General features: G+C 51.5%; 19 protein-coding genes and 1 tRNA gene. 3 read left to right on the top strand and 17 right to left on the bottom strand.

All coding sequences use genetic code 11. From position 1 onward, the window contains the following. Positions 1-4: 4 nt before the first annotated feature. The 12 genes from L1S32_RS06760 to L1S32_RS06815 form a co-directional block, all read right to left on the bottom strand. Positions 5-403: a 50S ribosomal protein L14 gene (locus L1S32_RS06760; RefSeq protein WP_278154269.1), complete on the bottom strand. Its 399-nt coding sequence runs from the start codon at positions 401-403 to the stop codon at positions 5-7. Beyond that, positions 400-726: a 30S ribosomal protein S17 gene (locus L1S32_RS06765; RefSeq protein WP_278154270.1), complete on the bottom strand. Its 327-nt coding sequence runs from the start codon at positions 724-726 to the stop codon at positions 400-402. Before L1S32_RS06765 ends, L1S32_RS06760 begins: the two co-directional genes overlap by 4 nt. An 8-nt stretch (positions 727-734) precedes the next feature. Next, a complete protein-coding gene (locus L1S32_RS06770; protein WP_278154271.1) occupies positions 735-1,010 on the bottom strand; it encodes a ribonuclease P protein component 1 in 276 nt (91 codons plus the stop codon). A gap of 31 nt (positions 1,011-1,041) precedes the next feature. Further along, on the bottom strand, positions 1,042-1,245 hold the full coding sequence (rpmC, locus tag L1S32_RS06775; protein ID WP_062396591.1) for a 50S ribosomal protein L29: 204 nt from the start codon (positions 1,243-1,245) through the stop codon (positions 1,042-1,044). 2 nt (positions 1,246-1,247) lie between these two features. Continuing rightward, entirely contained in the window at positions 1,248-1,964 is a 717-nt protein-coding gene (locus L1S32_RS06780) for a 30S ribosomal protein S3 (protein ID WP_278154272.1), read from the bottom strand. 4 nt (positions 1,965-1,968) lie between these two features. Further along, positions 1,969-2,424, bottom strand: a complete 456-nt coding sequence (locus tag L1S32_RS06785) for a 50S ribosomal protein L22 (protein WP_278154273.1) — start codon at positions 2,422-2,424, stop codon at positions 1,969-1,971. A 5-nt stretch (positions 2,425-2,429) separates the two neighbouring features. Then, positions 2,430-2,843, bottom strand: coding sequence for a 30S ribosomal protein S19 (locus L1S32_RS06790; RefSeq protein ID WP_278154274.1), 414 nt, complete (start codon positions 2,841-2,843; stop codon positions 2,430-2,432). A 16-nt stretch (positions 2,844-2,859) separates the two neighbouring features. Then, a complete protein-coding gene (locus tag L1S32_RS06795; RefSeq protein WP_278154275.1) occupies positions 2,860-3,573 on the bottom strand; it encodes a 50S ribosomal protein L2 in 714 nt (237 codons plus the stop codon). A 10-nt stretch (positions 3,574-3,583) separates the two neighbouring features. Further along, complete coding sequence (locus L1S32_RS06800; RefSeq protein WP_278154276.1) at positions 3,584-3,832, bottom strand: 50S ribosomal protein L23; 249 nt, start codon at positions 3,830-3,832, stop codon at positions 3,584-3,586. A gap of 1 nt (position 3,833) precedes the next feature. Then, positions 3,834-4,580: a 50S ribosomal protein L4 gene (gene rpl4p / locus L1S32_RS06805; RefSeq protein ID WP_278154277.1), complete on the bottom strand. Its 747-nt coding sequence runs from the start codon at positions 4,578-4,580 to the stop codon at positions 3,834-3,836. Between the two features lie 5 nt (positions 4,581-4,585). Then, positions 4,586-5,542, bottom strand: coding sequence for a 50S ribosomal protein L3 (locus L1S32_RS06810; protein ID WP_278154278.1), 957 nt, complete (start codon positions 5,540-5,542; stop codon positions 4,586-4,588). Positions 5,543-6,110: 568 nt separating this feature from the next. Then, a complete protein-coding gene (locus L1S32_RS06815; protein WP_278154279.1) occupies positions 6,111-6,515 on the bottom strand; it encodes a Tfx family DNA-binding protein in 405 nt (134 codons plus the stop codon). A gap of 138 nt (positions 6,516-6,653) precedes the next feature. Here L1S32_RS06815 and L1S32_RS06820 point away from each other — a divergent pair, with 138 nt between their 5' ends. After that, the gene (locus L1S32_RS06820) at positions 6,654-7,493 is read left to right on the top strand and encodes a F420-dependent methylenetetrahydromethanopterin dehydrogenase (RefSeq protein WP_278154280.1); all 840 of its coding nucleotides are present in this window, start codon (positions 6,654-6,656) and stop codon (positions 7,491-7,493) included. Between the two features lie 321 nt (positions 7,494-7,814). Here the strand turns inward: L1S32_RS06820 and L1S32_RS06825 are convergent, their stop codons facing one another. Continuing rightward, complete coding sequence (locus tag L1S32_RS06825; RefSeq protein ID WP_278154281.1) at positions 7,815-8,750, bottom strand: galactose-1-phosphate uridylyltransferase; 936 nt, start codon at positions 8,748-8,750, stop codon at positions 7,815-7,817. 147 nt (positions 8,751-8,897) lie between these two features. Continuing rightward, positions 8,898-9,899, bottom strand: a complete 1,002-nt coding sequence (locus L1S32_RS06830) for a 5,10-methylenetetrahydromethanopterin reductase (RefSeq protein WP_278154282.1) — start codon at positions 9,897-9,899, stop codon at positions 8,898-8,900. Positions 9,900-10,178: 279 nt separating this feature from the next. Here L1S32_RS06830 and L1S32_RS06835 point away from each other — a divergent pair, with 279 nt between their 5' ends. Next, positions 10,179-12,467: a tubulin/FtsZ family protein gene (locus L1S32_RS06835; protein ID WP_278154283.1), complete on the top strand. Its 2,289-nt coding sequence runs from the start codon at positions 10,179-10,181 to the stop codon at positions 12,465-12,467. A gap of 1 nt (position 12,468) precedes the next feature. Here the strand turns inward: L1S32_RS06835 and L1S32_RS06840 are convergent, their stop codons facing one another. Continuing rightward, the gene (locus L1S32_RS06840; protein ID WP_278157063.1) at positions 12,469-12,894 is read right to left on the bottom strand and encodes a dCTP deaminase; all 426 of its coding nucleotides are present in this window, start codon (positions 12,892-12,894) and stop codon (positions 12,469-12,471) included. A 123-nt stretch (positions 12,895-13,017) separates the two neighbouring features. On the opposite strand from L1S32_RS06840, the gene L1S32_RS06845 reads away from it, so the two are divergent. After that, positions 13,018-13,089 (top strand) — tRNA-Arg (locus L1S32_RS06845). 32 nt (positions 13,090-13,121) lie between these two features. On the opposite strand, the gene L1S32_RS06850 is transcribed toward L1S32_RS06845, so the two are convergent. Together L1S32_RS06850 and L1S32_RS06855 are read right to left on the bottom strand one after the other, a co-directional pair. Next, positions 13,122-16,100, bottom strand: a complete 2,979-nt coding sequence (locus L1S32_RS06850; RefSeq protein ID WP_278154284.1) for a VWA domain-containing protein — start codon at positions 16,098-16,100, stop codon at positions 13,122-13,124. A 1,065-nt stretch (positions 16,101-17,165) separates the two neighbouring features. After that, on the bottom strand, positions 17,166-20,270 hold the full coding sequence (locus tag L1S32_RS06855; RefSeq protein ID WP_278154285.1) for a VWA domain-containing protein: 3,105 nt from the start codon (positions 20,268-20,270) through the stop codon (positions 17,166-17,168). Between the last annotated feature and the right edge of the window lie 202 nt (positions 20,271-20,472).

Raw genomic sequence — 20,472 nt, forward strand, 5'->3', positions numbered from 1 at the left:
CACCTCAGACGATAATGGTCGCCATTGAACCGATCTTGGGGAAACGCTCTGCCACTTCACGTGCGACAGGGCCTTTAATCTCGGTTCCCTTGGGTTCTCCGCGTTCGTTCACTACTACCATTGCGTTGTCCTCAAACGACAGACGAAGGCCGGAAACTCTCCTGATCTCCTTCTTCTGCCTGATGACGACTGCCTTCACGAGCTTCTTACGCATGTCGGGAGTGCCTTTTTTGACCGTGACCGTTGCAATATCCCCCAGACCCAGTTTGGGCTGGCGGCGGCGTACGCCGTGGTACCGGTCTACAGAAACAATCTCTACCTGGCGTGCACCGGTGTTGTCAACGCAGACAAGGCGGCTGCCTGTTGCGAGTGCACGGGGTGTACGGGATTGTTTTGCTTTCATTCTGTCATCACCTCAACGACGACAAATTTCTTGGTCTTTGAGAGTGGGCGGCATTCGGCAATCTTTACCATGTCGCCTACTCTGAGATCAATGCAGGGAGAGTGATGGGCATGGATATGTGAACTGCGTTTTTCATAACGCTTGTATTTCTTCACATAATGCAGGTAGTCACGGGAGACTACTACTGATCCCTGCATCCGGTCACTCACGACCTTACCGGTAATCACCTGGCCGCGCACCGGTAAAGTGCCGTGAAATGGACAGTTCACGTCATTACATTCCTTTTCGGGAATGGGGACGTTCAATCCTGTGTTTTTAGCCATTATTTACCTCAGTTTCTGATTCGCATGCTGATTCTTCTTTCAGGCCGCATAACCAGCACCGACCCATCAACCCGTACGTGGGTATCATCGGGAAGGTGCAGGTCAAAGGTCGCACATTTCTTTGCAACCCGGAGGGTGCGGTCACCGGCACAGATCTCAATCATCTGCCTGGACTCGCCGCAGACCACACCGGAAATACCGGTCTGGGTGGGGTTTGATGAAGCATGAACCCGTATCGGAAGCCCGATGAGTTCATGCCGGCAGACGTTCTGTGCGGTGATCATGTGTGTGTTTCCTTATGGCCTGAAGAGAGAATCAGGCGTTGCGGCGCTTGTTCTGCTCAGTGCTGATCCGGGCGATTGTTCTCCGGATTTCACGGATGCGTCCGGGGTTCTCCGGTGCGCCTCCTGCACTCACTTTTCCGTTATTCTCAACCAGTTCAAGCCTGAGCTTTGCAAGCTGCTCCTGGAGTTCAACATCACTGAAATCAGCGACTTCTGCTGCACGAAAGATTGCCATAATCAGAATTCCTCCTGTACGGGAACATCCTCAGCTGCTTCGAGTTCAGCGTCAATCTCTGCACCAATGATGTCTTCTTCGATGTCTGCGGCCTCATATACCGGCTCTTCAGGAGCGACGGCCTGGGGCTCGAGCACCTCAAAGGTATCAGGCAGACGTGCTCCCGGCGGGATGATCTTGACCTGAACACCGATGGTTCCAAGCTTCTTGATTGCAAGGGCAAACCCGTGATCGACGATGGTCACAGATGGCTCACCGGAGTGCTTTACATAGCCCTCGGTGAACTTCTGGACACGTGAACGGGCGCCGGTCAGTTTCCCTGAAAGAACGACCTCACAGCCGAGTGCACCGGAATCCATTACACGGCGGAGAACACTGTTCCCTGCCTTGCGGAAATACCAGCCGCGCTCGAGTGAATTTGCAAGTCTCTCTGCCATAATCTGGGCGTTGAAACTTGGCTCGTCCACCTGCTGGACTTCAATCTGCGGGGACTCGATACCATAGTCATTCTGGAGGTCGGTGGTCAGCTGACGGACAACCTTGCCGCCCTTTCCGATGACAATACCTGGCTTTTCGGCAAAGATGGTGATCTGAGTGCCGAGAGGGGTCCGGACAATCTCCATGCCGCCGTAGCCTGCACGTTTCAGCTCCTTTTCAAGGTAGTTCTGGACACGTGCTGCGCGGACACCATCCGCTACAAATCTCTTCTCGATTCCCATATTTTCAGGCCTCCTTCACTGCAATCTCGATGTTGACAGACTCTGCGAATTTCGGTGTGGCGCGTCCCATTGCACGGGGGAAGATGCCCCGTGTTCTGCGGCCACGGTTTGCAGATATCTGATAAATTACGAGGTTTTCTGTGTCAAGACCAATGTATTCCGCGTTCTTCTCAACTGATCTGATCAGTTTGATGAAGTATGAGGATGCCTTGACGGGGTACCGGCCGGCATCCCAGCCCTTCAGGCCACGCTTGTGTGCAACATCTCTGTTGAACCGGCGGAATGGTACTGCACGCTTCAGTGCAACAACATCCTCAAGGTATTCAATTGCGTCTTTGGTCTTCATCCCTCTGACTTCACGGGCAATCTCAATTGAATGCTTCGGGGAAATCGGAAGTTCGTTTGCCTTTGCGCGGGCAGATTCGCCCTCTGGTTTAATAGAATATGCTGTTCTTGCCATTTCCATCACTTCAGGGGTACGAATTTACTCGACCGGGTTGCTCCGATACCGGCACTGCCGTGGTTCACACGTCCGCGGGTTGGCGCAAACTCTCCCAGATAATGGAAGACAGCCTCGGGCTGAATCTCCACCGGCATGAAATTCTTGCCATTGTGGATTTCAATAGTTTGTCCAACCATCTCGGGGAGAATGATCATATCACGGAGGTGAGTCCGGATACGTTCCTTGCCACCTCTGATATCATGCAACAGGCTCTCGTGTCCCGGGGAAAGGCCGCGGTTGATCCGGCGGCGAATCCGTGCAGGCATAATGGGCAGGAGTTCGCTCATGCCCATCTGCTGCAGATCTTCAATTTTGTAGCCGTGGTAGGTGAATTCCTCTTTCCGCCTCGGCAACCTTCTCTGTGTCTTTTTTGCCATATCTGATCACTCCCGACTATTTCCTTCCGGTCCTCTTCGAGGCGATATGTCCGACTTTTCGTCCAGGTGATGTGCCACGGGCACTGCTCTTTGGCCTGCCGACATGCTGGTGTCCACCGCCACCGAACGGGTGGTCAATGACATTCATACAGACAGCCTTGGAACGCGGCCATTTCTGTGCCTGGGATTTCATCTTGTGGAATTTCTTTCCTGCCTTGACAAACGGCTTCTCACTGCGTCCGCCACCGGCGACAATGCCGATGGTGGCACGACAGTCTGCGTTGAACCATTTGTGCTTGCCGGAGGGCATCTTGATACCGACGCGGCCTTCGTCCTTGCCGATAACCTGTGCCTGCACACCGGATGCACGAATGAACTTGCCGCCGTCATTTGGCCGTGCCTCGACATTACAGACGTAGGCACCGACAGGGACTGCAGCAAGGGTGAGTGTGTTTCCGTTCTTCACCGGAGCTTCAGGGCCCCATACGATCTTGTCGCCAATGCCCACACCTTCGGTAATGAGCATGAACATCTTCTTTTTGCTGCCGTCAAGCTCGACCTTGGCAATGGGCGTGTGCCGGGCAGGGTCGTGCTCGATATCGATCACAACACCGCTGACGGTCTCACCGATCGTACCGGGGTGCTTGAGTTCAGCCTTGTATTTGTGTGAAGGTGCACGGTATGTCGGGCCTCCACGACCACGGTTCTGGGATATAATGCGTTTACCCATTCAAACCACCTCAGAGGATTCCCAGCCGTGAAAGTATCTCTTCACCAGCTTTCTTGTCTTCAAATGTGACAATGGCTTTCTTCTGGCCTTTCATTGTCATCAGAGTCGTAACAGATGCTACTTTGTGAGCAAACATCTCCTCGACTGCACGTGCGATCTTGTTTTTGTCTGCGTCACGGCGGACAATGAACTGAAGTTTGCCGTCAGTGTCGAGCATCATGGATGCCTTTTCTGAGACATAGGGAGTCTTAATTATCATCTCACATCATCTCCAGTTTCTTCAGTGCACCTGCAGTCCAGACAGTCAGGCGCCCGGCCTGTGTGCCTGGTGCGAGCAGTTCAGCGTTCAGTTCGCCCACAGCGACAGCATCCACACCTGCAAGGTTGACTGCTGCACGCAGGGGTGCTTCGCTGGTGACAATCAGCAGGCTCTTGCGCTGCTTGTACCGGCGGCCACGCATCTTGCCACGGCCTGCACGTACCTTTTTGCTTGCTGCAGAGCGCTCTACATCGGCGTATACGCCTGCGACAGAGAGTGCTGCTACGACATCCTTTGCGGTGGTCAGACCCTCGAATGCATCTTCAAAGATGACGGGGACGGTACCTTCAAAGAGATGGCCGCGTGCGGAGATCAGCTCCTCGTTCATGGTTGCTGCAATAGCAGACCGAATGGCAAGGCGCTTCTCCTGTTTATTGATCTTACGGACCAGCTTCTTCTCCACTTTTGGAGGGTGTGCTGCGCGTCCACCAACTGCCTGCGGGATACGTGCAACACGTGATCCGTTCTTCAGGCGCGGGACCTGTGCAACACCACGGCCACTGCCCCAGGAGACAGCGGATGTGCGCATCCCTGCCCGTGGATCGGTGCCGTGCGGCTGGTAACGCTCACTCTGAAGTGCCAGAACCGCGTTTTTGATGAGGTCCGGACGGTAGGTCTCTCCAAAGACTGCAGGGAGCTCAATCTCTCCTGCTGAACCACCGTCAATTGTTGAAATCTGTGCCTTCATTCAGTTCACCCCTGTTTGCTGGCAACACTAATGTACTGGATTGCCGGTATGCGCTCAACATGTTCACTCTGCCTGATTGCAGGCCGCATTCTGATAAGACGCTTGCATGGACCGGGGACTGAGCCCTTAATTGCAACATATCTGCCCCTGACGAGACCATAGTTGGTAAATCCGCCTGCGGGGTTGATTTCCTCACCGGATTCGCCGATCTTTAAGAGACGCTTGTTGAACTCAGTTCTCTGCTGGTATCCCATCTGACCCATCTGTGGAACCTGCCACCTGACGTGGTGAGGGAACCATGGACCAAGGTTACCGATATGACGCTTCTTACCGCCGCGGGAGTGTTTTCCCTTACGGGTCTGAATGCCCCAGCGCTTTACCGGGCCATTTGTTCCCTTTCCGGTGGTAATTGCAGTTACATCGAGGAACTGGCCTGTTTTGAGAACAGAGTCAAGCTCAATTTCGGTGCCAAAAAGTGATACTGCATATGCAACGCGCTCTTCAATGCTGCCACCTGCAACACGCATCTCCATGATGTCGCCGGACTTCTTTGGCACACCAGTGAGTACAGCGGGCTGAGTCTTTGTGATAGCAAAGACATCGGTCACCTTACCGGATGCTGCTGCTTCTGTGAGCCCTGCGAGGCCTTCTTCTGACCAGGCTTCAACATATGCACGCTTACCGAAGGTGTCCTTTCTATACAGGCGGATGCCAATTACAACCATCGCCGGAATCTCAACGATGGTGACAGGGACCATGATATCCTTGCCCTCTGACGGGCTTTTCTTGTGGTCGTCGACCATGACCATATGAGTCATGCCCACCTTGTAACCGGCAAAACCCTGCAACACGGGCTCCCCGTTGTGCTGTGGCCAGGAGTGGTATTTCGGCACCTGGCTTTTTGCACGCTTGCGGGGACTGTATGCAAGTGAACCTCTGCGAGGTCTGTGTATCTCGGACATTGATGTATCAATCCTAAATCTTGATTTTCAGTTGATGCTTCATCCTGCACCGGAGAGTCCGGTACAGAACACATTCCGAGAATGAATTGGTCTTCAACTCAGGTCTGAGCTGACGCTGTGGCGGATGGACCGATTAAAACATGCCTGAACCTGCAGTACGGATTCCTTAAAATCCTCATCGCACGCCTCAGGCATCGGGTCCTTCACATATCTGAAAGATTCTTCCGGCGTGGACCGGAAAGACTCATTCTCTCAAATTGATCCTGACGGATTCCGTTTCTGCGCGCACCCAATTATGCGCCAGATATGGGCTCGTTCCACAAAACGTCCACCCGTACGGTTCCATCAGATCCTACGTCTTTCACCCTGGTGTGTATGAACACAACCATATCCCGGTACCCTTCCCTGCAGCATGCCGCAGGGAAAGTCACCATATAGTGGTGGTTCTCCGGAAAGGAAGCAGACAAACTGCCAGACCAGTCAGGAGAACCACCATATATGTTTCCTAAATGTTTCTGCGAAGGGGATATAAAAGTATTGAAGAAATGAAAAAACCGGACCGAGGAATTTACCCGAAACAGAGCTCTCCGTCGTCGTTGATATAAACATCAACGTCCTCGCGCACAAACCGGCCCTTGAACTTTCCGGGGTTCGCCTCCTTCAGGCGGTTGATAAGATTAATAGAATCATAGCGAACTTTTATACGCAGTTTCTCTGCCTCCCCGTAGATCTCACCGACAGCATCGAACAGATCCGTCCCGGTCTTAATCGTACACAAATGAGTCGCATCAAGCGTATAAAGAAATTCAAGCGTTTCCTTTGCCTTGTCAATATTCTCATATGCTGCTTTTTCAATGGTACACACATTCGCCTTGGACGTACGGATGATATCGGCAATCTGCTGCTGAGTCAGGCCCTGTTTGCGGTACCTGAGCACCTCCTTCTGACGCCCGGTGAGAAGACCTTGTTTCATTAACTTCAATATATAATCCCATAATTTAAACATTTTCCGTTAACAATCGATCAGAGACCAATCCGGACAAAGGATTTCACAATGTTTATTACTGACCATTCTGATAGTAGAATGTTCTCAAATTTGAGAGGTTTAGTTATGGTAGTTAAAGTTGGAGTTGCAAAACTGGGCAACATCGCAAGCGGCGTTATGGTCGAGCTTCTGCTCGACGAGCGTGCAGACCGTCAGGACATGCAGACCTTCATGGCAACGAGCGGAACAAAGCTCGAAGTCGAGGATGTCGACCGTGTCGTCAGCAACCTGATCGCATACAAGCCAGACTTCGCAATTGTTGTCTCACCAAACGGCGTCCTTCCAGGGCCCACCGGTGCACGTGAAGCACTGAAAGCAGCAGGCATCCCTGTTGTCGTCATCACCGACGACGTCACCACCAAGAAAGAATGGGCAGACCTCAAGGAGAGCGACTTCGGATACATCATCCAGAAGGCTGACTCCATGATTGGTGCACGCCGTGAATTCCTCGACCCAACCGAGATGTCCGACTACAACGGCAACCTGGTAAAGGTCCTCACCGTCACCGGAGCATTCCGCAAGATGCAGATCGCTCTCGATGCAGTCATCGACCAGGTCAAGGCAGGCAAGTCCGGCGCAGATCTTGAACTCCCAAAGATCGTCATGACCGCAGACAAGGCAGTCAAAGACGAGTTCACCAACCCATACGCATATGCAAAGGCACGTGCAGCATTTGAGATTGCAGCAGCAGTCGCAATGGTCAACGTGAAGGGCTGTTTCATGACCAAGGGATTCGAGAACTACGTCCCAATCGTTGCATCCGCACACGAAATGATGCGCGCTGCAATGATCCTCTGTGAAGAAGCACGTGAGATTGAGAAGGGCTGTGATGGCGTTGTCCGTATGCCACACAAGAATGACGGCACCATCGTCTCCAAGACCGCACTCATCTCCAAGCCGGAGTAAACCCAAATACCCTTTTTTTCCCCGGTTCCCGACAGTTCGTGAATAATTTTCAGTTTGATAGCATCTGCATACGGTCAGGCGTATTCCGCAGGGCATATTCGGGCAGCAGGCCGGTTCAAAACCATCGACGAAGTGCAGTCACTATAAGCAGCTGACCTTGCACATACAGCACCCAGTACCGTACTTACTGCATGCACCACAACACCTCTTCTGCATACGGCAGGGATTCCTGCAGATAAGCGGCCAGAACCCACATAGTCGTCAATACACCAAAAAAAGTGCGCGGCGCCCGTCAGCACCAACCCCCGGCCGGACAGGACGTCAGGGCAAAAGACCGGCGAGATCTTCGGGAAGCGTCAGCACAATCGGCTCAAGGTGCATGCGCTCCATGAACGCAGAGTCGCTCATTCCCGTGGCACCGGGATTTATCCGGGCAATAAGAGAACAGAAGGCACGGAACCCCCCATCAGGCTTCCCGGCCGCATCACAGACGAGTGCCATATTATACGCATAATGACCGGCCCCCCGGTAGAGAGACTCAACCCGTTCAATGCCTTCTGCAAGAAGGCCGCACCAGGGTTCGAGCTCATCAATGCACCGGACCGGAAGATAGGCACGCACCTCTTTTTCCCCCAGCGGGACCGCGTGGGCAAAAAACGGCAGTTCATCACCGAAGAGATGGCGCGGCCCCCCCATCTCCCGGTCAATGAGAAAATCCCGATACGTTCTGCCGGTCCTGCGGCAGAAGGCCGCCGACTGGTCAATCGCCAATCCGGCATAGTATGTCGGAGCCTCATCCGCGACTCCCTGCATATGCGGATGGAGCATACTGGCGCCGGCCGACGGCAGATAGTTCCAGTTGCAGGAGACATAGCCGTCATCGGTGCAAAAGGCAGCAATCTGCCCACGCAGGGCATCTTCGATCTGACCTGCCGTAATCACTGCCGGGTTATGCGCCTCTGTCATAACCGTCACTACATGCCGCTGTGCAAACGGATAGAGGTTCGGGAACGTGACACTCTCCCCCACAGCGATACGCCTGCCGTCGGGAAACACCGGCGTTTCTGAATGAATCCGTTCCGGACAGAATACACAGGGAACCTCATCCTCCGGAGCGTCAGGTCTGTGCGCGACATTAATACTGCGGCGAACCCTGTCCGGTGCAATCCGGCACTGCAGACCGGTTAAGTGATCCCTGCGGTACTGCACCCGCCTGTTTTTTGGGCCGCATTCCGTAACCAGAAATAATTCATTCATTTACTCCACCCTGTAGCACCTGCTGACAGCCGTTCGGGCGCACACTCATCACCAGAACACCAAAATGTGACACCGCCACCGCTAATCAGGGATTAATCGATAGAACGTCAAAGGAAAAGAAAAATTTTTGGATATTGGTCCGCAGCCTCAGATAATGTATTTGCCGAGGAGGCGGATGGAGTTGGTCATGTCTGGACCAAGTGGAGATCCGAAGATGATCTGGGTAACACCAGATGCGGTCAGGTCTTCACACTTCTCCTTAACCATTTCAGGGGTACCTGCAATGGTGAATGCATCGATCTCTGCGTCGCCGACAAGACCGCCGACTGCACCGAAGTCAAAGCGGGCAAGTGCTTCTTTGATCTTGCCGACATTGGCGAGGTCAAGGCCGTGGCGCTCAAGAAGTGCAGGCGGTGAACCTGCTGCGATGAATGCTGCAACGATCTTTGCTGCGTTGCGTGCCTTCTTCTCGTTCTGGTCGATGGACATAGCAGTGTATGCACCAACATCGAACTTCTTGAACTTCTTCTCGTCAACTGCATCACATGCTGATTTAATCAGTGGAATTGCAATTGCAAAGTCCTTGGGGTTGGATGCGTTGATCAGTGCACCCTCACCGATTTCACCGGCAAGAGCGAGCATCTTGGGGCCCTGTGCACCAATGTAGGTTGGGATCTGCTTCTTCTTTGCAGGCAGGGTAACGCCGGTAAGCTTTGCACCGTCGTAGTCGAAGAATTCCATGTTGCCGGTCTTCTTGACTTCCTCTCCTGCACAGAGAGCTTTAATCTGCTGGACACCCTCTGCAAGACGTGCAACAGGCTTTGTTGCCTCAATTGCAAGCTTTGGGAGTGTGGAAAGGTCGCCAGGTCCGATACCAAGGACTGCACGGCCTTCAGAGATCTCATTTAAGGTACACATGAAGGAAGCAATTGCTGCCGGTGTGTCAGTAAATGTGTTCATGATACCCGGGCCCATCTTGATGGAGTCCGTTGCCTCTGCGATAGCGGCAAGGGTTGGGTAGCAGTGACGGTTGTTGTAGTGATTAGTAATCCAGGCAAAGTCAATATCTTTCTGTTCTGCAAGTTTACAGTAGTTTACCACCTGTTTCACAGTGATATTTCCTGGCACAAATTCGATACCATAACTCATAGGTCTTTCACCTCAACTTCATATACCACACCGAGATTAATATACGTTATCATTTAACTGGGAATATATCAGGTATTTTCCGGTATTCATCCGGCAAAACCCGAAATATCGGTTTAAATTTCAGCCTGACCGCCGGATTCCGGCCTATTTGAAAAGATCATCAAGAGATTTTATTATTTACAGGAACGGATCATACATCAAAAGGAGTGTACACAAAGACCAGTGGGCCTCCACGATAACCCACAGAGGTCCGGTCCGGGTACAAAATATGGAGAAATAATGAGAATACTTGCAATCGGGCTCGGGGGGGCAGGTACACGGATTGTCGACCTGCTCTATAGCCACGACATGAAAAGCAGAGTGGGATGCGTTTCAGCGATTGCTGTGGATATGGACGGGAACAGCCTGCGCCAGCTCTCTCATGTCCCGGATAATGCGCGAATGCACTTCCCTGCCATCGATCCCGAGATCCATTTTGATGTAGCATCCACCATCAATATCGAGGAGGTGATCACCCTCATCCAGAAGATGGATCACTTTGAGATTGACTCCATTATGATCTTTGCCGGTCTGGGAGGGAGTGTAATTGATGCAATACCTCAGCTCACAGAAGAACTGCGCAAGTCCTACATAGAACCGATATTCGGCGTCTGTGTGCTTCCGATGAGGAATGAAGGAAAACGCCGCTCATCAAAAGCCGCTGACGACATTGAACGGATACAAAGCGTCCTTGATGCAATAATTCTCTTTGATAACGAGACATGGCATGAACGCCTGAAGGCCGAGTACAGCGAGTATAGCGTGGACAGGGACACCACCGGCATCAGCGGATACCGGCGCAAGGCGTTCCCGGACAATCCACGTGACATCTATGCCATCCTGAATGAGAAGATTGCACGCCAGATGGGCCTTCTTCTCCGCGCGGGTGAATTCAGCGAAACGGGAGTGGAGGCAGCAGAGATTGTCCTTGATGCAGGTGAGGTCCTAAACACCCTGAAAGGGAACGACCTTGTTGCAATCGGGTATGCCACAGAACCTCTCCAGAATTCATTTATCGACCGGTTCAACCAGTGGCGATCAGACACCTACTTCTCAGAGACATCCCATAAACGGGCGACGCGAATCGTCACCCTCGCCAAGCGTGCAGTCTATGAGGAGATATCCATCCCCTGTGATATCACGAGTGCAGAGAAGGCACTCGTCCTTATCGCAGGCCCGTCACAGGAGCTTTCGATGAAAGGGTTTCAGACGGTGCGCAAATGGATTGACCGGAGCATCTCGGGTCTTGAGATGCGGTCAGGCGACTATCCGGTGATGAATACCCGGTTTGTGGGTATCATTATCGTCCTCGCCGGGATTACCAATATCCCCCGGGTGACAGAACTCATTGAAATCCGGCGTGAATATCTGGATGATCAGGAGCACGCTGTTGAAGAAGAGCGTTTCAAAAAGCAGCTGGAAGAGCAGTTCACCCTGCAGGAGAAAGAGACCGCCAGCTGGAAAGAGGCAGAGGCTGCATTAAGCCCGGTGCCCGTTCAGCCCGAGGGCGGTACGGGAGATGAAGGGGAGACGGACCTCGACATCACCGACCTCTTCGAGGATGAAACGGCAGACGACCATACATTCATCCGGGACCGGGAAGCCGAACCGGAATGGAAAGACAATACTACCCCCGCCTGGCAGGAGGAAGAGCAGCCCCACACCTGGCAGGAGGAGGAGGAATACCCATCAGAACCCTCTTCTGAAAGAGGAGAGTATCTGCAGGCGCAAACAGGCCGGGAGATGACCATGGCAGCAGAAGACGGCAGACAGGTGCTGAATGACGGAATGATCACCCTTGGTGGTGTCGCACGCAGTGAAAAACGAAAAGGGCAGGGCAAGGACGATCAGATCTCCCTTGGGATGAAGTCGGAAAAAAAAGGTATTGATACGAAAGTCCCCATGCCTGCCCGGCAGGAGCGAACGGTCGCCGACATGACGCGTATGACAAGCGGGGGAGAGAACCAGGCGCCAAAAGACACCATATTCGGCCTCAAAGACATCCCGTCATCCAGTAGCAAAGGGCCCCGCGATACCGCACTTGTCGGTGAGACAATCAGTATCGGCAAACAGGATAAACGCCCGAATGACACCTCATTTGGCGGGAAAGAGATCAGCGTCTCCTTTGTCAAAGGCCCGAACGATTCGGCCTATATGGGGCGTTCAGTTTCGGTCTCTTCTTCACCAAAGGCGAATGACAGTGCGCTCATGGGAAAATCGATCTCGGTCAGGTCATCCGGCATACGCCCCAATGATAGTACATTCACCGGAGATTCCGTGCGCCTGTCCCGCGGCGCTCCCAGGACAAAGGAGATTCTCAACGGGGATGTAAAGATGTCTGCACGGACGCCTGCCCCCAAAGATGACCTGCTGACCCGTGCGGAGCGCCGGATGAGCAGGACACAGGAAGCAGCAAAAGAGCCTGAAAAAGAGCCTTCTTACAAAAAAGGGACAATTTCAGGCGCCTACGAGAAGAAGACGGAGCCGGAAGAGGACGACACGGGTGACGACCTCTTCTGGATTAAATAAATTACCGGCATGAAACGGCGCCATTGCTGTCCTGGTACCGTCCTTCATACTCCCTTTTTCCTGCTTTTACTTCATGCATGATGATCTGGACCACCCGCTCACCCGCAGAGAGGGTGATATCCTCCGGGCCGGTGTTTACGAGGCAGAGCGTCAGCTGTCCCCGGAAACCGGGGTCCACGAACCCGCCGCCGATGAGCACGCCGCGCCTGCCGAATGACGAACGGCACATGAGAGTTGCTGCAACGTCAGCAGGGAGCTCCACCCGTTCGAGGGAGGCAACAAGGGTGCATTCCCCCCGCCGGAGGAGATACTCTTCTGCGGAGCGCAGGTCGTAGGACGCCGGCTGCTGCGATTCTTCGCTGTATGGCGTAATCACCAGACTGCCCGACGCTATTTTTTCACCGATATCTGACTCTGAGAGAATCATCATAGGAAGGTTATCTTTCAGAGGGGAAAACTGCTGTTGCCGGTGAAGGACAGGGAATGGAAAGCAGGGAGATAAGGTCCTAATCCAGAATGATTATCTTCCTGTATCGCGAATAAGATGGGTGGATCCATAGGGTAGAGGATATCCTCTTGGGCTTCGAACCCAAGGACGCGGGTTCGATTCCCGCTGGATCCGTGGACTTTTTTGAGAGAGTCATTCTGACCGGTTTATTCAAGGCGGATGTAGTTACGTACACCCATGCCAATTACTATCGCGGGCGTCTCAACGACTGAGTCCGCCGCATCGGCAGCCATGGCATGGACCCTGAGTTTATACTCACCCGGCGGGAAGTCGCCAACGTAGAGCTTTTTGGTATAGGATGGATCGGGAATGTCACTCAATGGCCCGGCCACATCAAACATGCAGAATTTGGTCCAGAAACCGTCGTCTACATTCTGATAATACAGACACTGGGTTACCGTGTCGATACCGGAATAATTCAGGTTCCAGTCCATCGTCAGATAGGTATCAATCACGGCACCACTCCCTGCCTCAGCACACTCCAGATCATAGACCCGAAGGCGGCCAAAGTTGATGCCGGTGGCATTGAGGTCAGGTTCTGCGGTGATGTAGGTCTTCGGCAGGTTCAGAGAATCCGCGCCATCGTTGAAGAAAATGGATGATCCTTCACCGAAAATGTTGATATTGCCCGGCTTCATTGGAATCAGCCTGAATACTGCCTGCCAGGTCTGCCCCAGCTGAATGGTGCCGATTTGAGTTGAATCAAAATTCAGGCATCGTTTCGTATCCCAGCCGTCAGTCTGGTTAAGCGTCCGTTCAGGTCCAATATTGGGCGAGCCTTCTGAGCCGATCCAGCTCTTTATTAGAGTGGATGCGCCTTCCACATATTCATATTCCAGTATCGGATCAGATTTGCTATTCGGCTGTGAGACATTGTTTAACTCAATGTTCGACAGATTCAAGTCCATCTTTGTGTTGACTCCCGCCGCAGTCTTCAGTTCACCGGCGATACTTGTATAAATCCCCACAAGCTGATCCCCGGTTGGTGCATAATAGTAAGTTCCACCAGTATATTTTGCAAGTTTCTTGAGGGTATCATTTCCCCCTTTCGTTAGCTTATTTCCAAGCGCAATTGAATAGACGGGAATATTTTTAGTGGCGGCATAATAGCTCAGATTCTGATTACTATCGTCATCACCTTCTGAAAGGCCGTCAAACCAGTAATAGTCTTCAGTCAATTTATTATAAATATTAAAGGGAGAACCTTCCGGATCGGTAGTATGTTTGTTTCCGCGGGCAAGGGGATCCCCATAATAGTTATAATCCCCATCTGAGAGAAGAATTACTGCCTGAAGCACACCAGCACTACCATGTTTAATATTTTCCCCTAATGCCAGATAGAGTCCTTGTCGCATCGACGTCCATCCATCCGCATGAAGTTTATCAATTGCGCTTTTCACCTCATTCCTGTCCGTTGTGAAATTTAGATCCCATGTGGCATTGCTCCCAAACGAGATCATCCCAACCCTGTTCGTGTCATCTGTCATATTTTCATTAAAGGCATTCAGGGCAACCTTTAGTTTATCCATCTTCCCGGATTCGTTCATACTTCCGGATCGGTCCGCACAGAGCATCACATCAATCGGCTTGGAGGAGAGCTTCCAGCCATCCCCAATCAGACGAACGGTCACATTCACCGGCTCTCCCACTTCGACAGTTTCCCGGTCGACCTCTGTTTCCACCCGGAGATAGGGATAGTTCTTCCATTCGAGATCAATGGATCCCGTCTTTTTGGTTGGGGCGCCCCACCTTGCCACAACCGTACAGGACTCCGATGCATTCGCATAGTAATCTACATCACTCACATTCGTTTCAAAGGCGCCAGGGGTAAAGTGCACCGTGGCAATCCCATCCTCATCAGTAAGTGCATATTCAGGGTCAAGAATGGGATCCTTCACATGCGCACCATCCCATGAAACATAACAGATACTGAACTCTACCTTTTCATCCGGGACGCCATTTCCGCACTCATCTGTTACCTTCGCATAGATATCCGCACCCGTTGCATTTGCCACATCAGCAGACGGCATGGACTGAGGACTTGCCGTCAGAAGCATATCATCAGGAGAGGTGCTTGCGAAACGGATTTCCTGATTAATAGAAACAGAGGTATTCGCCACCGCTGTAGCACTGATATTAAATGTGGCAACATCATCAAAAGGACCGAAGGTAAACTTAACCTGACCGTCACTGTTCGTCCGCCAGGTAAAATCATCACCACTGGGTTTACTCGTGAAGTTAATTGCCTGATTTCCGGACGGATTCCCATACCGGTCAGACAGAGTATACATCAGGTGGAATTTTGATGCACCATCTGCCGGGATGGAGGGCGGAGTGCCCACATCCGGAACAACAGAAACCCGTATCGCATACGGTTCAGCATCCGCAAGAGCGGTGATGGTCAGCCATTTATCATCCACGGCTTCAGGCGGCACGATATGTATCAGGTACTTCGGGCCCGCATCGGTGCCCACCATAAATCCGGCATTCACCGAGCCGTCTGCACCGACCGGCACCCGCACCGATTGTGCCCCGGATACGGTGACATTTGAGAGGCCCGAACCGGCATACCGGGTGGTTTCGAATGTTACGGTCTCTGGCATGCCATCACCGGTTGCATCCTCATATAGGCTGTTTACCGTATTGCCACAGGCATCCACCATCACCATGGTGATGTCCATCCCCTCGCCAATACTGACTTCACTCTCAAACACGATGCTCTGCATAGTCATGGGAGTAGCATGGTCAATCGGCTGATACTCCTTCCGGTTATAGCTGTACTCCGTCCCGTCTACCGAGTAATTGATCTGCACCAGAATCGATGCATTCCCCGCACGATTCTTCGATGCGGAGAAGACCGTCTCACAGGGCAGACTGGTCGCATACTCCCCCGCGACATCGCCATATATATCCTTTTCAACCGAGACAAACCGTACATAACTGATATCCAGCGGGATGCTGCCGGTATAACCGACCCGGATAACAGAGGAGACGCCGCTGCCTGCGATAAGCCACCCGTTTTCATCATGCAAATCTGCAGGATTGCCGTCATTGATGATGAGATCGATTGTGATATCATCATCCGTAATTGGATCTGCCGATACCGTGCCCGGAAGTACACCCAACAGTACCCCCAACACGAACAGAATCCATAAAGAATTCCTCATGTATTATTCCCCCAACATACCGTTTCACAAACGACAACCGGCCCCCCAGCCGGTCATCAGATTTATAGGCCCCTATATCAATCCGAAATATTTAATAATTTGTACCAGGGGATTCAAAACAAAAATTTAGACATCAAATAGTGAGACATCAGATTTTTGGATACTATTCGCTCAACAGTTCTCAGAAAAACATGCCCTATTTCAGACATAATTCCGCATCAGCAAGAAGGACACGAAAAATTGTAAATTCACATTTGGGATTTATAGTTCCATTAAGCCGATATTATGCATTTATTCCAGATATTCACAGATATATTTCAGGGATGAGAAAAACATGCGCAGAACCATCCGTCCGAATGAAAATAATACACCCCCCTTGTTCTGCAAAGTGGATCCACATCCCCAACCCGTTTTGGGAAAACATAAAGGTTATATATTTAATTCCGAAACGCCCACCCGGAAAAAAGGCACCACAAACCCATTACCATGAACGCACCACGCCCGATAAATGATGAACACCACATGTAAGGAGTGCCACACCATCAGCGAGGAGTTCAGCCCGTTCACAGGATGGGCAGCACATGTGCACCCTTCACACGTACTGAAGAGTTAAGCATCTGATAAACGCAAGGTCAAAAGACAAACGATGAGGGGCGATTCACTGCGGTATACGGAAATCCTGCCAATGATCTGAAACTATTTTTTTCCAGCAGGGTTTTCCGCCACACATGCTTAATTCCATCACACCTTGATGACTCCATGAGGGCTATCACATTAAAGGTACCTTTCGTATCACCAAAACAGCGATTCACTGCTAGAGAGATTGAGGGAAGCGGAAGGATGGAGGAATACGTAGGGAGAGAGGACATTGTAGGGGGACGGAGGAGGGTCGTAGGGAGAAGGATATTGTGGGGAGGTGGGGAATCCCAGAGGGGAAAGAGGACATTCCCAGGGGATCTGCACCCACGGGGGTTCGATTCGCACGGAAACCGTCCAATTTTACCTTATTGTATCTCAATGGGATTATTCAAGCCGGATGAAATAATTTCCACCCTGGCCGATTACTATCGCTGATGTCTCAATCACAGAGTCCGGCGCATCATCAGCCACCGCACGCACCCTGAGCCTATACTCACCCGGCGGGAAATCAGCAACATAGAGCTGGCGGGTATGGGCAAGAGCACTCACAGGCCCTGTCACCGGCACATAACCAAAGTTGAACCAGACACCATCATCTATCCGCTGGTAATACAGGCACTGGGTGGCTGTTAGGTTACCGGAATAATCCAGATTCCAGTCCATCGTCAGGTAATTTTCAATCACACCATCTGCCTCAGCACAGACCAGACCATAGACCTGCAGGCCGGTGAAGTTAATGCCGGTGGCATTCAGGTCCGGCACTGCCGTGACATAGGTCTTCGGAAGAGTCAGAGAATCGGTGCCATTGTTGAAGAATATGATTGAACTGTCTCCGAAGATGTTGATATTGCCCGGCTTCGACACATTCAGCCTGAATTCCGCCTGCCAGGTCTGTCCCAGCTGAATCGTGCCGATTTCATCAGACTCAAAATTCAGACTCCGGTTCGCCGCCCAGTCATCACGCTGGTCAAGCGGAAGGGGACCCCTGATATTGGGCAGCCCTTCTGACCCCGAGGCATTCCAGCTCTTCACAAGAGTTGATACGCCATCTTCATATTCATATTCCAGTATCGGGTCAAAGGGGTCGTTCGGCAGTGTTTCATTGTTCACTTCAGTGGAAGTAAATAGTACATCCATCTCTGTGTTGACCCCGGCTTCTGTCTTCAGCACACCTGCGATATCAATATAGATCCCCGCAAGGTCATCGCCGGTCGGTGCATAGAAAAATGTTCCCCCGGTACTCTCAGCAAGAGTACGAAGAGTCCCGATTCCGTTAAGTGAAAGCCCGTCACCAAGTGCAATTGAGTAGATGGTGATATTATTATTGTTGGCATACACGCTCAGATTCTGTTCTGCAGGCGAAAGATCGCCTATCGGGTAGTAGTATTCAGTGGTAAAACCAAAATAGCTCATGTCCGTCGGATCTGAATAACACTCAGCCCCACGGGCAAGCGGGTCTCCAAAAGAATTATAATCCCCATCCGAAAGAAGAATCACTGCCTTCACCGCATCTTCACGCCCATTTTCAATGATCTCCTTTATCGCAAGATACAACCCGGGACGCATCGGCGTATACCCAAACGGGACCAGCTGTTCAATCGCATCTTCCACCACACTCCTGTTCCGGGAGAGGGAAAGGTCCAGCGTGGCATAGTCTGAATACGTTCTCTTGTTGCCAGGATAATGATCCAGTATATAGTTGCTGAAATCCGTCGAATCACCGTCCACACCCGGATTGAACTTTATCGATAAAGGAGACACATCAAGATCCGCTTTGCCGCTGTTCCCAAACGACGTCAGACCGACTCCGTCCCAGCCATCTGTCATCAGTGCATTAAAGGTTGTGAGGGCATCCATCAGTGAGACCATCCGGTCAGGATAATCAGAGAGCATACTCCATGACCGGTCCGCTGAAATCATCACATCAATCGGTTCGGAATAAAGCGCCCAGCCATCCCCAATCAGCCGGATGGTCACATCAACCGGCTCCCCGACTTTAACTGTTTCCGGGTTGACATCAGTCTCCACCCGGAGATATGGATAATTTTTCCACTCGAGATCGATCGTCCGTGTCTTTGCACCCCATGTGGCCAGTACGGTACATGATTCTGTTGCAGTCGCATTGTAATCTGCATCCGTATCATTCGTTATAAAAGATCCAGGCGTAAAGTGCGCCCTCGCAATACCATCCACATCAGTAAGCGCTGTAGCAACGATGGAAGGATCCGTTTTCTGTTCTGCGCAATACCCCCCAACCGGAGACACAACGAAAAAACTGACAACTTCAAGCGGAACCCCGTTTCCATGCTCATCCATCACCTTTGCAAGAACATCCGCACCCCCTGCGTTTGGCACATCAGCAGATGGCATCGACTGAGGATTTGCTGTCAGAATCATATCTTCAGGAGAGGTATTGGTGAAACGCACCACCTGATCAACAGTAACAGAGGCATTCTCCGCGGCTTCCGCACTGATGGTAAATGTTGTGGCAGTATCAAAAGGGCCGAAGGTGAACATGATCTGGCCGTCACTGTTCGTCCGTTGACTGAACACATCCCCGATGGCATCATCATATGTGAAATTCACAATCTGATCTGCGGACGGATTTCCATACTTGTCAGTCAGATCGTACGTCAGGTAAAATTTGGATTCGCCATCTGCCGGAATGTAGGGCGGAGTGTCCACATTCGGAGCGACAGACACCGCAATAAAATATGGCACCCCATTTGCAAGGGCCGTGACAGTCAGCCATTTGTCATGGATATTCATATCCGGTTTGATATGAATCAGGTAATTCGGCCCTGCCTCGATGCCTGCCTTAAAGGTCGCAACCACTGAACCTTCTGCATTGACCGGTATGATCACCACCTCTGCGTCATATCCTATGCCATCATAGAATCCGGAACCCGCATACGATGTGGTTTCGAATGTTACACATTCCTGTGCGCCGCCGGCTACATCCTCATAGAGGCTTGTTACCGTATTGCCATACGCATCCTCCATCATCATTGTGATATTCACCAGCCTGTCAAGAGTGACTTCACTTTCAAAGACGATGTTCTGGATGTTTTTCGGGACATTATGGTCAATCGGCTGATACACAGTCCGGTAATAGTCATATCCGACACCATCTGCAGAGTAATTGATATGCACCTGTATCGGTGCATATCCGGCCGTCTTCTTCGATGCAGGGAAGACAATCTCGCAGGGCAGACCGGTGGCATCCCCCCCCTTAACCTTGCCATACGTATCCTCATCAAGCGAGGTAACCCTCACAAAATGGATATCCGGCGGCATCGCGCCGATATATTCGCCAACATTGTCCACCCGGATCGTTGAAGAGACGCCGCTGCCTGCAACGAGCCACCCGTTTTCATCATGCAAATCTGCAGGATCCCCGTCGTCAATGATGAAATCGATGGAGACATCAGCATCTGTAATCAATTCTGCCGATACTGCGATGGGAAGCACACCCACAACCCCCAACACCAGCAGAATCCATAAAGAATTCCTCAAATACATTTATACCCCCCAGTATATTTTTCACAGAAACCACCAGGCACACCGGCCAATCATACCATTTATACTTGTCTATAACACTACGGAATATTTAACTATTATTACAATATGACAATAGGAAAGAAAATGATGAACCAAAGATTTGAATCCCGGATTCTTGCGATCAATGACC

Source organism: Methanogenium sp. S4BF (genome assembly GCF_029633965.1).
Classification (GTDB): domain Archaea; phylum Halobacteriota; class Methanomicrobia; order Methanomicrobiales; family Methanomicrobiaceae; genus Methanogenium.

Bases quoted from the DNA above. Each gene is read 5' to 3' on its own strand.
- L1S32_RS06800 (WP_278154276.1), bottom strand. From the start codon at position 3,832: ATGATAATTAAGACTCCCTATGTCTCAGAAAAGGCATCCATGATGCTC.
- L1S32_RS06830 (WP_278154282.1), bottom strand. From the start codon at position 9,899: ATGAGTTATGGTATCGAATTTGTGCCAGGAAATATCACTGTGAAACAG.
- L1S32_RS06810 (WP_278154278.1), bottom strand. From the start codon at position 5,542: ATGTCCGAGATACACAGACCTCGCAGAGGTTCACTTGCATACAGTCCC.
- L1S32_RS06835 (WP_278154283.1), top strand. From the start codon at position 10,179: ATGAGAATACTTGCAATCGGGCTCGGGGGGGCAGGTACACGGATTGTC.
- L1S32_RS06780 (WP_278154272.1), bottom strand. From the start codon at position 1,964: ATGGGAATCGAGAAGAGATTTGTAGCGGATGGTGTCCGCGCAGCACGT.
- L1S32_RS06760 (WP_278154269.1), bottom strand. From the start codon at position 403: ATGAAAGCAAAACAATCCCGTACACCCCGTGCACTCGCAACAGGCAGC.
- L1S32_RS06820 (WP_278154280.1), top strand. From the start codon at position 6,654: ATGGTAGTTAAAGTTGGAGTTGCAAAACTGGGCAACATCGCAAGCGGC.
- rpmC (WP_062396591.1), bottom strand. From the start codon at position 1,245: ATGGCAATCTTTCGTGCAGCAGAAGTCGCTGATTTCAGTGATGTTGAA.
- L1S32_RS06790 (WP_278154274.1), bottom strand. From the start codon at position 2,843: ATGGCAAAAAAGACACAGAGAAGGTTGCCGAGGCGGAAAGAGGAATTC.
- L1S32_RS06765 (WP_278154270.1), bottom strand. From the start codon at position 726: ATGGCTAAAAACACAGGATTGAACGTCCCCATTCCCGAAAAGGAATGT.
- L1S32_RS06815 (WP_278154279.1), bottom strand. From the start codon at position 6,515: ATGAAACAAGGTCTTCTCACCGGGCGTCAGAAGGAGGTGCTCAGGTAC.
- L1S32_RS06770 (WP_278154271.1), bottom strand. From the start codon at position 1,010: ATGATCACCGCACAGAACGTCTGCCGGCATGAACTCATCGGGCTTCCG.
- L1S32_RS06825 (WP_278154281.1), bottom strand. From the start codon at position 8,750: ATGAATGAATTATTTCTGGTTACGGAATGCGGCCCAAAAAACAGGCGG.
- L1S32_RS06785 (WP_278154273.1), bottom strand. From the start codon at position 2,424: ATGGCAAGAACAGCATATTCTATTAAACCAGAGGGCGAATCTGCCCGC.
- L1S32_RS06795 (WP_278154275.1), bottom strand. From the start codon at position 3,573: ATGGGTAAACGCATTATATCCCAGAACCGTGGTCGTGGAGGCCCGACA.
- L1S32_RS06840 (WP_278157063.1), bottom strand. From the start codon at position 12,894: ATGATTCTCTCAGAGTCAGATATCGGTGAAAAAATAGCGTCGGGCAGT.
- rpl4p (WP_278154277.1), bottom strand. From the start codon at position 4,580: ATGAAGGCACAGATTTCAACAATTGACGGTGGTTCAGCAGGAGAGATT.